At 30.5% G+C, this 13,987-nt stretch carries 11 protein-coding genes; all 11 read left to right on the top strand.

The genetic code is table 11. The annotated features are described in order from the left end of the window. Positions 1–25: 25 nt before the first annotated feature. The 11 genes from glyA to BUC06_RS16335 all read left to right on the top strand — a co-directional run bounded on the left by glyA (position 26) and on the right by BUC06_RS16335 (position 13,748). A complete protein-coding gene (glyA, locus tag BUC06_RS16385) occupies positions 26–1,291 on the top strand; it encodes a serine hydroxymethyltransferase (RefSeq protein WP_073335104.1) in 1,266 nt (421 codons plus the stop codon). 58 nt (positions 1,292–1,349) lie between these two features. After that, a complete protein-coding gene (locus BUC06_RS16380) occupies positions 1,350–1,814 on the top strand; it encodes a regulatory protein RecX (protein ID WP_073335103.1) in 465 nt (154 codons plus the stop codon). Between the two features lie 8 nt (positions 1,815–1,822). Beyond that, positions 1,823–2,950 (top strand): aminotransferase class I/II-fold pyridoxal phosphate-dependent enzyme, encoded by a 1,128-nt coding sequence (locus BUC06_RS16375; protein ID WP_228423784.1) that lies wholly within the window; start codon positions 1,823–1,825, stop codon positions 2,948–2,950. A gap of 123 nt (positions 2,951–3,073) precedes the next feature. Beyond that, positions 3,074–5,002, top strand: coding sequence for a polysaccharide biosynthesis protein (locus BUC06_RS16370; RefSeq protein ID WP_073335101.1), 1,929 nt, complete (start codon positions 3,074–3,076; stop codon positions 5,000–5,002). 35 nt (positions 5,003–5,037) lie between these two features. Continuing rightward, complete coding sequence (locus tag BUC06_RS16365) at positions 5,038–5,856, top strand: polysaccharide biosynthesis/export family protein (RefSeq protein ID WP_073335100.1); 819 nt, start codon at positions 5,038–5,040, stop codon at positions 5,854–5,856. Between the two features lie 8 nt (positions 5,857–5,864). Then, the gene (locus BUC06_RS16360) at positions 5,865–8,249 is read left to right on the top strand and encodes a GumC family protein (RefSeq protein WP_073335099.1); all 2,385 of its coding nucleotides are present in this window, start codon (positions 5,865–5,867) and stop codon (positions 8,247–8,249) included. Beyond that, on the top strand, positions 8,249–9,541 hold the full coding sequence (locus tag BUC06_RS16355; protein WP_073335098.1) for a nucleotide sugar dehydrogenase: 1,293 nt from the start codon (positions 8,249–8,251) through the stop codon (positions 9,539–9,541). The genes BUC06_RS16360 and BUC06_RS16355 overlap by 1 nt, the downstream gene beginning before the upstream one ends. Then, positions 9,541–10,803: an oligosaccharide flippase family protein gene (locus BUC06_RS16350; protein ID WP_073335097.1), complete on the top strand. Its 1,263-nt coding sequence runs from the start codon at positions 9,541–9,543 to the stop codon at positions 10,801–10,803. Before BUC06_RS16355 ends, BUC06_RS16350 begins: the two co-directional genes overlap by 1 nt. Next, on the top strand, positions 10,803–11,963 hold the full coding sequence (locus tag BUC06_RS16345; RefSeq protein WP_073335096.1) for an O-antigen polymerase: 1,161 nt from the start codon (positions 10,803–10,805) through the stop codon (positions 11,961–11,963). The genes BUC06_RS16350 and BUC06_RS16345 overlap by 1 nt, the downstream gene beginning before the upstream one ends. Then, on the top strand, positions 11,960–12,871 hold the full coding sequence (locus BUC06_RS16340; RefSeq protein ID WP_073335095.1) for a glycosyltransferase: 912 nt from the start codon (positions 11,960–11,962) through the stop codon (positions 12,869–12,871). Before BUC06_RS16345 ends, BUC06_RS16340 begins: the two co-directional genes overlap by 4 nt. A 1-nt stretch (position 12,872) precedes the next feature. Then, positions 12,873–13,748, top strand: a complete 876-nt coding sequence (locus tag BUC06_RS16335; RefSeq protein WP_073335094.1) for a glycosyltransferase family A protein — start codon at positions 12,873–12,875, stop codon at positions 13,746–13,748. The last annotated feature ends 239 nt before the right edge of the window (positions 13,749–13,987 follow it).

The raw sequence follows: 13,987 nt of genomic DNA, 5'->3' as shown, positions 1-13,987 counted from the left end.
AAAAATTTCAAAAACTAAAAGTAAAATGGACATTATTTTCGACCTGATTGAAAAAGAAAGACAAAGACAAGCCCATGGATTAGAGCTTATTGCGTCAGAAAACTTTGTTTCTGAGAACGTGATGAAAGCAATGGGAAGTGTACTGACCAACAAATATGCTGAAGGATATCCTGGAAAAAGATATTACGGAGGCTGTGAAGTAGTAGATGAGGTTGAAACATTAGCCATCAACAGAGCAAAAGAACTTTTCGGTGTTGACTATGTCAATGTACAGCCGCATTCCGGATCTCAGGCTAATGCTGCCATTTATCTTGCCGTTTTGAAAGCAGGAGATAAAATTATGGGAATGGACCTTTCAATGGGAGGACACCTTACTCATGGTTCAGGAGTGAATTTTTCAGGAATTCAGTATCAGGTAGTTTCTTACGGTGTTCAGAAAGAAACCGGACTTATCGACTACGATCAGATGAGAGAAGTGGCTTTAAGAGAAAGACCTAAAATGCTGATCGCAGGTTTCTCTGCGTATTCAAGAGATTTGGATTATGCTAAATTCAGAGAGGTTGCAGACGAGATCGGAGCAACTCTTTGGGCAGATATAGCCCACCCGGCTGGTCTGGTAGCTAAAGGATTATTAAACTCACCATTTGAACACTGTCATGTGGTAACCACTACTACTCATAAGACTTTAAGAGGTCCAAGAGGCGGAATGATCATGATGGGCAAAGATTTCGAAAATACGTACGGTCACAAAACACCAAAAGGAGAAACGAAAATGATGAGCCAGGTATTGGACGGAGCCGTTTTCCCTGGAATTCAAGGTGGTCCGCTGGAGCACGTTATTGCCGGTAAAGCAGTGGCGTTCGCAGAAGCCTTAGATACTCAGTTTGAAACTTATGCCAAGCAGGTGAAATCCAACGCACAGGCATTGTCCAAAGCGATGATCAGCAGAGGTTTTGATATCGTAAGCGGAGGAACAGATAATCACCTGATGCTGGTAGACCTTAGAAATAAAAATGTTAACGGAAAAGAAACTGAAAAGGCATTGGTATTGGCAGATATTACCTGCAACAAGAATATGGTTCCTTTTGATGACAAGTCGCCATTCACGACTTCCGGGATCAGACTGGGAACTGCAGCGATCACGACAAGAGGTCTTAAAGAAAATGATATGGACACCATTGCCGGATTTATTTCCGAAGTAGTGGATAATATCAAAAATGAAGAAGTAATCTCTTCTGTAAGAAAGAAAGTGAATGAACTGATGGAAGGAAGAGCCCTGTTCAACTATTAATTTGACTTAAAACATTATATAAAGAATGGGCACTTGTCCATTCTTTTTCATATCTATTATGGAGAAAAAATCTTTCACTTTTGATGAAATAAAACTAAAACTGGTCAACTATTGTGTTTATCAGGACCGTTGCCATGCAGAAGTTGAACAGAAGATGCGTGAATTTCTGCTGATTGATGAAGCTAAAGATGAAATTATCTTATACCTTTTAAAAGAAAATTATCTTAATGAAGAAAGATTTACACGGAGTTATATCAGAGGGAAATTTTATATCAAACACTGGGGCAGAAATAAAATAAAAATGCATCTGAAGATGAAACAGATCTCTGAAAAGCTTATCAGCAAGTGCTTTGATGAAATAGATGAGGATGATTATGAAAAAATGATCAAAAAGATATTTGAAGATTATTCCTCCAGGCAAAAAGGATTGCAGGAATATCAAAAAAAATCTAAAACGATAAAATATTTGATGAGCAGAGGTTTTGAATATGAGAAAATAAATGATACTTTTGACGAAACATAAGTAGATAATTGAAAAATGAAAAAATTTGGCTCTCGCCTCCACATATGGGAGGAAATGAGCTTAAATATATAAAGGACGCATTTGATACCAACTGGATTTCCCAATATGGCTCCAATCTCGATGAATTTGAGAACAGTCTTGAAGAATATTTAGGCAACAGCTCTCATGTTACTGCCTTATCTTCCGGCACTGCAGCTATTCATCTTGCATTGCGGTTATTAAATGTTGAAGAAGGAGATTTTGTCATCTGTCAGTCTTTTACCTTTGTGGCGACTGCCAATCCTATTCTTTATCTTAAAGCTGTTCCCGTATTCGTAGATAGTGAAAATCAGACATGGAATATGTGTCCTGATGCGCTGGAAGAGTCCATAAAATATTGCATTCAGCAAGGAAAAAAACCTAAAGCTATAATTACAGTCTCTTTATACGGAATGCCTTTTAATGTGGATGATATACTTCAGATTTCCAGAAAATATGAAATCCCCGTTATAGAAGACAGTGCAGAAGCATTGGGAAGTAAATATAAGGGCCGCCCGTGCGGAACGTTTGGTGATCTTTCTATCATAAGTTTTAATGGTAACAAAATAATTACCACTGCAGGAGGCGGAATTTTAATTTCAAGAAATAGTGATGCTAAAAGAAGAGCGCTTTTCCTGGCTACCCAAGCTAAAGATAATGAAGAATTTTACAGTCATTCTGAAATAGGATATAATTACAGAATGGATAATATTGCAGCAGGTATAGGAAGGGGACAGTTGGAAACACTGGAAGAAAAAATAAGTCAGCGCAGAAAAAATCATGACTTTTATCAACAGACCGTGAAGAATAATGGTAATATTAAACTGTTTTCTGCACCCAACAGTGACTTTTATTCGAATTATTGGCTTAGTACGATCATTCTCAAAGATAGCCTTCTAAAAGAAAAATTAAAGGCTGAATTTTCACAGAATAATATAGAAACCAGATATCTATGGAAGCCTATGCATCTGCAACCATTGTACAAAGACTATAAGTTTTTTGGAAATAATCTGTCTGGTACACTTTTTGAGGGAGGACTGTGCCTACCGTCCGGAACTAATTTAACAGATAATTGCAGAGCTAGAATTTCTGAGGTTTTACAAAATGAAATTCACTAAATTTGTTTTTTTAAATTTAAGTGTAGATCAGATTTTATTTTAATTTTGTATCCACACTTTAGGAATTAGTATTAATAAAAGTAGGGTTTCAACCCATTTAAAAAATGAACACAAATACAAACAATGTACAGCTCTCTTAGAAAAAAGATATTCGGAGGTGATAATGTTGTAAATCTCTCAGATGTAAGATATCTTCCGAGATGGATAATACTTGTAATAGATATTATCATTTTGGCTATGTCTTTATTTCTTTCTACCTATACTATCGAGAAAATTACCCAAAAAGAATTTGTTTATCATGAGCATAAAAGCGTTGTTTTTGCTTTTATTATTCTGATAAATACATTGTTTATGTATTTTTTCAAAACATATGCCGGCATTATAAGGCATTCCACCTTTATTGACCTTTTCAAGCTTCTGATATCATGTTTTTGTACGATGACGGTAGTAGGAGTAGTCAATCTTATTTATTTCTGGTCTACAGGTGGGAAATTTATACTCACTGCATTTCTCATATTGTACTTTATTATTTCTTTCATGGGGCTGTTTCTTTTCAGACTCTATGTGAAGGAATTTTTTCATATTGTCAGAGAATATAGAAGAAGTACTTTGAAAAAGAGGATCTTAGTATTGGGTATTGATGAACAGTCCATTGCTATAGCACGTGCTATTTTAGATAATCCAAGCCTGCCTTATCAGGTTGTCGGTTTTTTGACGCAACGAACCGATTCCAAAAGAGCTTCTTTATTAGGAAAGCCTATTTATGAAAAGAGAAGAATAGAGGAAGCCACAAAAGAAGATCTTATTATTGATGGTGTTATTATCGTCAAGGAAATGATGTCTAAAGATGAAATGAATTCGTGGGTGAATTTATTCCTTGAAAAAGATTTAAATATATTCAAAGCTCCATCCGTACAAAAACTCAGAGACAGTGATTTAGGGGGGGCGATCAGAAATCTTCAAATTGAGGACTTACTGAATAGAAAACCAATCAAAATTGAAAGTGAAGAGGTCAGAAGCAGACACTTCAATAAAAATATTCTGGTAACAGGAGGTGCCGGGTCTATTGGTAGTGAAATTGTAAGACAGGTGGCACAATTCAATCCATCTTTGATTGTTGTTTTAGATCAGGCTGAAACGCCTCTATATGATATTGAACTTGAGGTAAAAGATAAATTTCCTCATATCAGATTTAAGTTTGTTTTAGCTGATGTTTCCAATATTCATAGAGTTGAGCCCCTGTTTCAGACGTATAATTTCTCAATGGTATATCACGCTGCTGCCTATAAGCACGTTCCGTTAGTTGAAGAAAATCCTAATGAAGCCATTCGTGTCAATGTTTTGGGATCAAAAAATATTGCTGTTCTGTCGAGCCGTTACAAAGTAAATAGATTTGTAATGATCTCTACGGACAAAGCTGTAAACCCTACCAATGTGATGGGGGCATCTAAAAGAGCAGCAGAGCTGTTTGTTCAGTCTTTACAGGATGTAGAAGGAAATACCACCAAGTTTATTACGACAAGGTTTGGGAATGTGCTAGGATCAAATGGTTCCGTTATTCCACATTTTAAAAAACAGATTGAAGCTGGAGGGCCGGTGACCATTACTCACCCTGATATCGTAAGATATTTTATGACAATTCCTGAGGCATGCGAACTTGTTCTTCATGCCGGAACTATGGGTAAGGGAGGAGAGATCTTTGTTTTTGATATGGGAGAACCTGTGAAGATTCTCGATCTTGCAAGAAGAATGATTAAATTATCCGGCTTTGAACCGAATATTGATATAAAAATTATCTACACGGGTTTAAGACCAGGTGAAAAACTGTATGAAGAACTGTTGAGCGATAATGCTAAAACACTTCCTACTCATAATGAAAAGATCATGATTTCTAAGGATCCAGCAATGACATTCTCAGAAATTGAAAGCCTGATCAATTTGATTACGAACGCTTCTGTAATGGAAGAAAAAGTAGACGTAGTGAAAATTTTAAAGACCATTGTTCCGGAATTTAAGAGTAACAATTCGATCTACGAAGTATTAGATAAATAGAAAAATATAAATGTATATTTGTACAATTTTAAAATATGAAAAGTAAGATATTTGTTGTATTGATGGCATTCTGGTTGATTTCATGTAAAACTAACCAAAATGCAAAAAATGATCTCAATTATATGCAGAATATAGAGCAGGTAGCTGTAGATGCTTCTACTAAGAATTCTGGTTCTACTATACAAATCGGTGATCAGTTAGTAATTTTGATTACTGCAAAAGATATGGATGTAGTAAAACCTTTTAATCAAAACTATTCTTCATCTGAATTAGTCCAGACAAATAATCTTGCCGGAGGAAATACTCCGAATCAGGGGATGACTACTATTTCCGGACCTACTTATATTGTAGATGGAGACGGAAATATAGATTTTCCAGTTTTGGGGAAACTCAACACTTCAGGAAGATCCTTAATACAATTTAAAGATGAATTGCGCGATAGAATGACGAAATACGTTATTAATCCTACAGTGAGTGTTAGACTTTCTAATTTTAAAGTTACTATATTAGGAGAGGTTAATAAACAAGGAGACTACGTTATTGCAAATGGACAAGGGACAATACTAAACGCCTTAGGTTTAGCTGGTGATTTGACGATTTATGGAGAAAGAAACGATGTTTTAGTTATTAGAACAGAAAATGGTGTTATTACTCATGGAAAAATAAATTTGCAGGATGCAAATTTAATTAATTCTCCCTATTATTATCTGAGGCAGGGAGATGCAATTATTGTTCCAGCAAACAAGACTAAAGATATTACATCTAGACAAAATCCTAATACAGGTCTTTATTTAACAGCAGCATCAATAGCGGTAACGGCTATAGCAGTAGTCGTAGGTTTATTTAAGAAATAAAAAAATTAATGGATAATCATAAATCTTCTCATGTCGAAGTAAGCGATAAAAGTTTAGAAATTAAGACAATATTAAAACCATACATACGGAAATGGTATTGGTTTATTATTAGCTTTATTTTTACATTAACTATAGGGTACGTATCATTGAAATTTATGACACCTATTTTTAATATTCATTCTACAATCCTCATTAAAGATTCAAAAGCTGGATCTTCAAATAGTGAAATTAATGTACTACAAGACTTATCTGGCTTTGGAGGTATGAAAACTAACAGTGTAGATAATGAAATTGAAATTTTAAAGTCTAAAAAGCTAATGAGAGAGGTTGTGAGTTCAGAGAACTTACAGGCAGATATTTTTGTAAAAGGTAAAATTATAACTACGGAACTTTATAAAGAAACATCTCCCATAGTAATACGAGTACTACAAGAGAAAAGAGTAGAGAAATTGCCTGAACATTTATTTGATTTAAAAATTGAAGGAAATAAGTTGATTGTTTCTTCAGATGAATTAAAAAAGGAAATAGTCTCGGAATTTGACAGAACAATAAGTCTTCCTCATGCTAATATAATTATATCTAAAAACAAAAGATTTGATCCATCACTGGTTAATAAAATTGATTTGAAAAATCTCAAATTTAGTATAACACCGTTAGAAAATAAAGTTGCCGCTTTTCAAGGTGCTTTAAATGTTGGTTTAGTAAATAAAGATGCTACAGTAGTAACGTTAAGTTTAAATAATCCTCAAATATCAAAAGCAATTGATATTATTAAATCTTTAGTTGTTGCATACAACAAAGATGCAATTCTTGATAAAAATTCAGAGTCAAGGAAAACTTTAGACTTTATTGATGATAGAATAAGAAAACTTTCTATTGAATTAGGTGATGTAGAGAACGAAAAAGAAAATTTTAAATCAAAAAATCAGTTAACAGATATTGTAACTGAGGCTAAAATTGATTTAGAAAGTTCAGCTGCAGCAAGAGCAAAGCAGTTAGAAATTGATGCACAAATAGAGTTAACAAATGTGTTAATTGATTTTGTTTCAAAACAGGGACAATTTCAAGCTCTTCCTGTGAATGTTGGTTTAAATAGTCCTGAAGCTGTATCAGGAATTGTAACGTATAATCAATTGGTTCTACAAAGAAATAGACTATTAGAATCTGCGACACAAGAAAACCCAACAGTAATAGATATTTCGAAACAAATTATTACTTTGCGTTCTTCAATATTTCAGAGTTTACAGAGAAATAAAGCAGGTCTAGAATTAGCTAGAAATGAATATTTAGGAGAACAGAATAAAGTCTCAGGAAAAATATCAAAATTACCATCGATAGAAAAAATATTCAGAAATATTGAAAGACAACAACAGATAAAAGAAAACTTATATCTTTTATTACTTCAAAAAAGAGAGGAAACTGCCATATCTGAATCTATTGTTGCTCCAAAGGCTAGAGTAATTGATGAAGCGTACGCATCACCCTTTCCTGTGTCCCCTAAAAGAACAATTATACTTTTTGTCTCTCTACTAATAGGGTTAATAATTCCTTTTATTTTAATATATTTAAGAGAATTATTTAATAATAAATTAGAAACTAAGCATGACTTAGAAAAACTTGTAAACGCGCCTGTTATTGCCGAACTTCCAAGTATTGGAAAAGGAGATTCTGATATTGTTGAGATGAATGATATTACTCCAATGGCAGAAGCATTTAGAATTCTAATTACTAATATGAATTTTATGTTGCCTAAAACAGCAAGTAAGGGAAAAGTTGTTTTTGTTACTTCTACTGTTAAAGGCGAAGGAAAAACATTTACATCAGTAAATTTAGCATTAACACTTGCCAATCCTAAGAAGAAAGCTATTATAATCGGTTCTGATATTAGAAATCCTCAATTACAAAGATATAATCCTGCAAGAAAAGGTTTAATTGGACTTACCGAATACCTTTATTCGGATAAGACTAAAGTAGAAGATATTATTCATGTATCATCTTTTAATCCATATTTAGATGTAATATATTCTGGAATGATTCCTCCCAATCCTACAGAGCTTTTATCTAATGGCAAATGCAAATCTTTACTGAATGAACTTAAGTTGATTTATGATTATATTATCTTAGATACAGCCCCATTATTATTAGTTACAGATACATTTTTAATATCTGATTTAGCAGATATTACAATTTATGTTTCTAGATCTAAATACACAGAGAAAGCTCTTCTTGAATTTGCTAATAATAATATTGATCAAAACAAGATTAAAAATGTAGGTTTTGTTCTAAATGATGTTAGTAGAGAAAACTTAGGGTATAGTAATAAGTATGGATATGGCTATAACAATGTTGAGCATGAAACATGGTTGGATAAAATTAAAAATTTATTTAATTAATGAAACAATATAAAATTGCAGTTGTGGGACAAGGCTATGTTGGTCTTCCATTAGCTTTAGAATTTGCTAAATATCATCCTGTTTTTGGATTTGATATAAATATTGAAAGAGTTAATCAACTTAATAGGGGCATCGATATTACTCTTGAGGCTAATGCAGATAAATTTATTAGTGAATTAAATAATTATTCAATTTTTCAAGGATTACGTGGATATAAAGCGACTTCTGATTTATCAGATATTGCCGACTGTAATATTTATATTGTTACTGTCCCAACGCCAATAGATAAATTTAATGCTCCTGATCTAAACCCTCTTATTTCAGCTTCAAAAATGCTTGGTGAAATAATTAAAATAGGCGATATTGTCATTTATGAATCAACGGTTTTTCCCGGTTGTACTGAAGAAGAATGCGTGCCTGTTCTTGAGAGATATTCTAAACTAAAATTTAATCAGGATTTCTTTGTTGGATATTCTCCTGAAAGAATAAATCCCGGAGATAAGATAAATACACTTACAAATGTTAAAAAAGTTACTTCTGGATCAAATAAAGAAACCGCTGAAGAAGTAGATAATTTATATAAAAATATAATTACTGCTGGAACACATATGGCTCCAAGTATAAAAGTGGCTGAAGCTTCTAAAGCTATTGAAAATGCTCAAAGAGATGTTAATATCTCCTTTGTAAACGAATTAGCTTTAATTTTTGATAGGATTGGTATAGATACTAATGATGTTTTGGAAGCAGCAGGAACCAAATATAATTTTCTGAAATATAAACCAGGATTAGTGGGAGGCCACTGCATTTCTGTAGATCCATACTATTTAGCTCATAAAGCAGAACAATTAGGATATCATCCTGATGTTATTTTGTCTGGACGGCGTGTAAATGATTCTATTGCGCATTTTATAGCTTCCAAGGTAATAAAACTTCTTATTGCTAAAGGTGGAATTATTAAGAACTCTGATGCTTTAATTTTGGGGGTTACATTTAAAGAAAACTGCCCTGATATAAGAAATACAAAAGTTTTAAATATTTATTCAGAATTAATTGAGTATGGAATAAATGTAGATATTTATGATCCTTGGGCAAGAATTGAAGAAGTACAAAATGATTATGGTTTGGGTATTTTAAACTCTCTGATTGAAAATAAAAAATATGATTCTATTATTTTAGCAGTTTCTCATAAAGAATTTTTAGAAATTGATCTTAAAAAGTTAAAAAAAGAGAATACTGTTATTTTCGATACAAAAGGATGTTTAGATAGAAATTTAGTAGATGGAAGATTATAATGAGCAACAATGATTTAAAAAATATCATTAAAAATTCTTTTTATCTATATTTAGTACAGGGATTAAATTATCTTTTGCCACTTATAACTTTACCTTACTTGTTAATTGTATTGTCAAGTGAAGATTTCGGTAAATATAGTTTTGCATTTGCTACATCGCAATTTTTAATTTTATTAGTTGATTTCGGGTTTAATTTATCTGCGACAAAAAAAATAGCAGAAAATTCTGAATCTGAAATAATAGTTAAACAAATTTATTGGAATATAACAATAATAAAAATTTTTTTATTCTTTATTTCTATAATTTTAATATTAATTGGAATTTTTATTTCGGATAAAATTTATTTTTATCGTGAAGCGATAATAATGTCTATGGTGATGGTTCTTGGAACCACTCTTTTCCCCGTTTGGTGGTTTCAAGGTCTAAATAAAATGCGACAACTAAGTTTCATAAATATAATTTCAAAATTGCTTACCTATCCTTTTCTATTTGTATTTGTGAAAAAATCTACAGATTCTCATATTGCAATTTTTATACAATCTTTAGCTATTCTATTTGCAGGTGTAATCTCAATCATTTACATTTATAGAACGCATAGATTTTATTTTCAAAATGTAAGATTAAAGGAAATGCAAGTGTATATTGATGAAATTAAAGAATCATGGTTAATTTTTCTATCTAATTCTTCTATCAGTTTGTATACTAATAGCTTAACCTTATTACTTGGTTTTTTTTCATCTTCTTACAATGTAGGATTGTTTGGTGCTATGGAAAGAATTGTAAGGGTTTTGTGTTTTGGAGTTCTGGGTCCAATGAATCAGGCTTGCTTTCCTGTAATTGCAAAGTTGAAAATTGTTGATTTTGAAAAAGCTAAAAGAATATTTAAGATAATATTAATTAGCACTTTTTTAATTATGCTAATTACTTTCGTTTTTACAAAATTATTTCAAAATGTTATAATTGATAAATTTTTAAAAGGATATAATAGCTCAGGTGACTTATTTAGTATTTTTATATTAATGATTTTTCCAATAGCTTTGGGAGGTATATTAGGTCAGTTAGGATTATTAGGCTTGGGACACGAGTTGCAGAAAAAAGTTTTTTCAAAAATTTATACTACAGTTGGAATATTAAGTTTACCTATTTCTATAATATTAATTTATTATTTTAATGTTGAAGGAGCAGTATATAGTATGCTAATTGTGGAAATGATAATTTTTGTTTCTATGCTTTATTTTATAAAGAAATACAAATATATATAATGAGTTTATTTATAGGATTTATGTTATTATTATTGTCATTTATAGGATATATTTATGACAAAAAAATATTGAATCCATTATTTATAATGCCCTTCATTTGGGGAATTATACTATTATTATTTAATATTGTTCCACATAATATATATCAATTACAAAGCCAATTTTTATTATCCCTAATTCTATGGATATTATCTTTTATGAGTGTTGCTTTTTTTACTCTGTCATTTAAGATCAATACTCAAACTTCTATTTTTAATCCTAAAATATTTACAATTTATTATTACTTAGTGATTATTTGTGCCCCTATTGCGATATTCCTCATTGTTAGAGAAGCTTTGAAAGTTGGGCCAGAGCTATTTTTTCTTAAACTTAGATTAATGAATACTGGAATTGATGAAGATAGTACATTCTCTTTAGGTCCTTTGGCATATGTTTATAATTTAGCAAATATTGTATGCCTATTGTTTACATTTTATTTTGATAAAATTTCAAAAAAAAGATATTACATTGTTTTAGCAATAGCAATATTCCTCTCTTTGATAACACTTGCAAGAACAAGTATAGTAATGTTATTAATAGAGATAATTGTTATCTTATATTTTAAAGGAAAATTAAATAAAAAAGCAATTGTAAAATTTGGAACGACCATTGTTGTTTTTCTGGGCATTGTGACTTTTTTTAGGTCTTTAGCCCCTTGGGAAAAAAGTGTTCCTTTTCTAGAAACTTTTTCTACATATCTTTTTGCTGGTATGTCTGCTTTTGATACTATTAATCATCAGTATGAACTACAAACTGGTAATTATACATTTAGATTTTTTTATGCAGTAGCTAATGCTTTAGGTAGTAGTTATGAAGTAAAGCAAAATATTTTACCATATGTTTATGTACCTATTCCAACAAATGTATATACAATTTTGTATCCTTTTTACAAAGATTTTGGTTATTTAGGAGTTTTTACATTCGGAAGTATTTATGGATTTATATTTGGTATTTTATATAAATTTGCAAATTCTAAAAATGAACTAGCTATTATATTATTTGCAATTGTTTTCCCATGCCTAGCTTTACAGTTTATGGGAGAAAATATTTTTCTTAATTTATCAACATACTTGCAATACCTTATTATTTTATTAATACCTTACTATTTAAAAAGAATATGATTGATATTTTAATGGCTACATTTAATGGTGAAAATTATGTAGAAAATCAGATATTATCACTTATTGGACAAACTCATAAAGATTGGAAACTTTTGATACACGATGATGGTTCTACGGATAATACAATTCAGATATTAAAAAATTATCAAAAGTTAGATTCTAGAATTCATTTATTAGAAGATAACGTAAAATGTGGAGGAGCAGCAAATAATTTTTTACATCTATTGAATAATTCATCAGCTGAATATATCATTTTCTGTGATCAGGATGATATCTGGCTAGAATCAAAATTACAAGTATTACATGATGTTATAAAAAATAATGAATCTGATTCAGCAATTGGAATATATTCAAATGGCTATCTTTACGATGGAAATGGAATTAATAAACAAATTCCAACAAGTAAACCACATCAGTTATCGGATCAACTTTTCTTAAATGCTGGATTACAAGGCTGCGCGGTTCTTTTTAATAGAAGATGTAGAGATTATATGCTTCAATATAATAATAGTATTTTATCAATGCATGATCATTTGCTTACTTTAGTTTTGTTAAGTTTCGGAAAAATTTTATATATTCCTGAAAAATTAATGCTATACAGACAGGGTCATATTAATAAGGTTACAAATAATATAGAAGTTAATCATTTAAAAAGAATAAAAAAACAGTTTTTTTCGGAACTTGGAGTACTTGATAATACTCATTATAATTTTACAAAAGCTTTTTATCAGCAATTTTTAAAAGAATTAGATTCAAATAAGAGACAAAAGTATATACAGTTTTTTGCAATTGTAAATGAAAAGAATAAATTTCTTAGAATTGTAAAAGTATTATCAAGTGATTTTAAAATAGATGATAGCAAAATAAAGCTGATGTTAAAAATGCTTTTAAGACCAATAGTTAAATAGTATGTTGATAACAATTTTCACTCCTACTTATAATAGATCTCATTTGTTAGAAAGACTTTATTCTAGCTTATGTAATCAAAGCTTTACCAAGTTTGAATGGTTAATAGTTGATGATGGATCGAAAGATGATACTGAAATTATTGTTGAGAAATTTATTAACGAAAACAAAATTAGTATCCGATATTATAAACAGATAAATTCCGGAAAGCATATTGCTATAAATAAAGGGGTTGATTTAGCTATTGGGGAGTTATTTTTTATTGTGGATAGTGATGATAAGCTTCCAGAGAATTCATTGCAAATAATTAACGAGAGATACTTGCCTTTACGTAATGACTACACTATAGCAGGAGTATCAGGAAGAAAAGCTTACTTTGACTATAATATTATTGGTAATAAAATGGATAAAGATCTAATTTGTAACTCTTTTGATTTTCGTTTTAAATTTAAGATGAATGGAGACATGAGTGAGGTTTTTAGAACATCTGTTTTAAAGGAATATAAGTTCCCTGTTACAAAAGAAAAATTTTGCCCCGAAGCTTTGGTTTTTAATAGAATCGGTCAGGATTGTAAATTTTTATGGTTTGAAGATATTACTTATTTGGTAGAATATTTAAATGATGGTTTAACAGCTAGAACATTTGATATAAGAAAAAATTCTCCTATAAATTCAACATTGTATTATATGGAGTTGTCAAAATTTAATATTCCTTTTGTTCAAAAATGTAAAGCAATCATTAATTATTGGAGATTTTCAATTTATAATAAGAAAGATAACTTAAAATCAAAAATTTCAAAAATAAATGCTTTTATTTCTTTTTTACTTTTACCGTTTATAGTTGGAATTATTTTATATGATCATTATAGTAGGAAGTAGTGAAGATTACAATCTTCTTTGTCGATCATAACTATTCTATGTAATGGTAAAAAATAGTAAAAAGTTATTTTGTAATCTCACCCACCTTAAATAAATTCAAAAGTAGAGTTTTTACAAAACTTTTCCGGATCAAGGGTAAACTTCCCTGTTTTGGTAAACTTCCCTGTTTTTCAGACCAATTAAAATTATTAAATTTAGTTTGTTAAACATTATGAAAAAGAGCAAATTTTCAGAACATC

The organism is Chryseobacterium carnipullorum, from assembly GCF_900142785.1.
Taxonomy (GTDB): domain Bacteria; phylum Bacteroidota; class Bacteroidia; order Flavobacteriales; family Weeksellaceae; genus Chryseobacterium; species Chryseobacterium carnipullorum.
The sequence above is the reverse complement of the archived record's forward strand: the minus strand, read 5'-3'. Positions and strand labels throughout refer to the sequence as shown.

Excerpts from the sequence above, each read along its gene's own strand:
- glyA (WP_073335104.1), top strand. The coding sequence starts at position 26 with ATGGACATTATTTTCGACCTGATTGAAAAAGAAAGACAAAGACAAGCC.
- BUC06_RS16380 (WP_073335103.1), top strand. The coding sequence starts at position 1,350 with ATGGAGAAAAAATCTTTCACTTTTGATGAAATAAAACTAAAACTGGTC.
- BUC06_RS16370 (WP_073335101.1), top strand. The coding sequence starts at position 3,074 with ATGTACAGCTCTCTTAGAAAAAAGATATTCGGAGGTGATAATGTTGTA.
- BUC06_RS16365 (WP_073335100.1), top strand. The coding sequence starts at position 5,038 with ATGAAAAGTAAGATATTTGTTGTATTGATGGCATTCTGGTTGATTTCA.
- BUC06_RS16360 (WP_073335099.1), top strand. The coding sequence starts at position 5,865 with ATGGATAATCATAAATCTTCTCATGTCGAAGTAAGCGATAAAAGTTTA.
- BUC06_RS16355 (WP_073335098.1), top strand. The coding sequence starts at position 8,249 with ATGAAACAATATAAAATTGCAGTTGTGGGACAAGGCTATGTTGGTCTT.
- BUC06_RS16350 (WP_073335097.1), top strand. The coding sequence starts at position 9,541 with ATGAGCAACAATGATTTAAAAAATATCATTAAAAATTCTTTTTATCTA.
- BUC06_RS16345 (WP_073335096.1), top strand. The coding sequence starts at position 10,803 with ATGAGTTTATTTATAGGATTTATGTTATTATTATTGTCATTTATAGGA.
- BUC06_RS16340 (WP_073335095.1), top strand. The coding sequence starts at position 11,960 with ATGATTGATATTTTAATGGCTACATTTAATGGTGAAAATTATGTAGAA.
- BUC06_RS16335 (WP_073335094.1), top strand. The coding sequence starts at position 12,873 with ATGTTGATAACAATTTTCACTCCTACTTATAATAGATCTCATTTGTTA.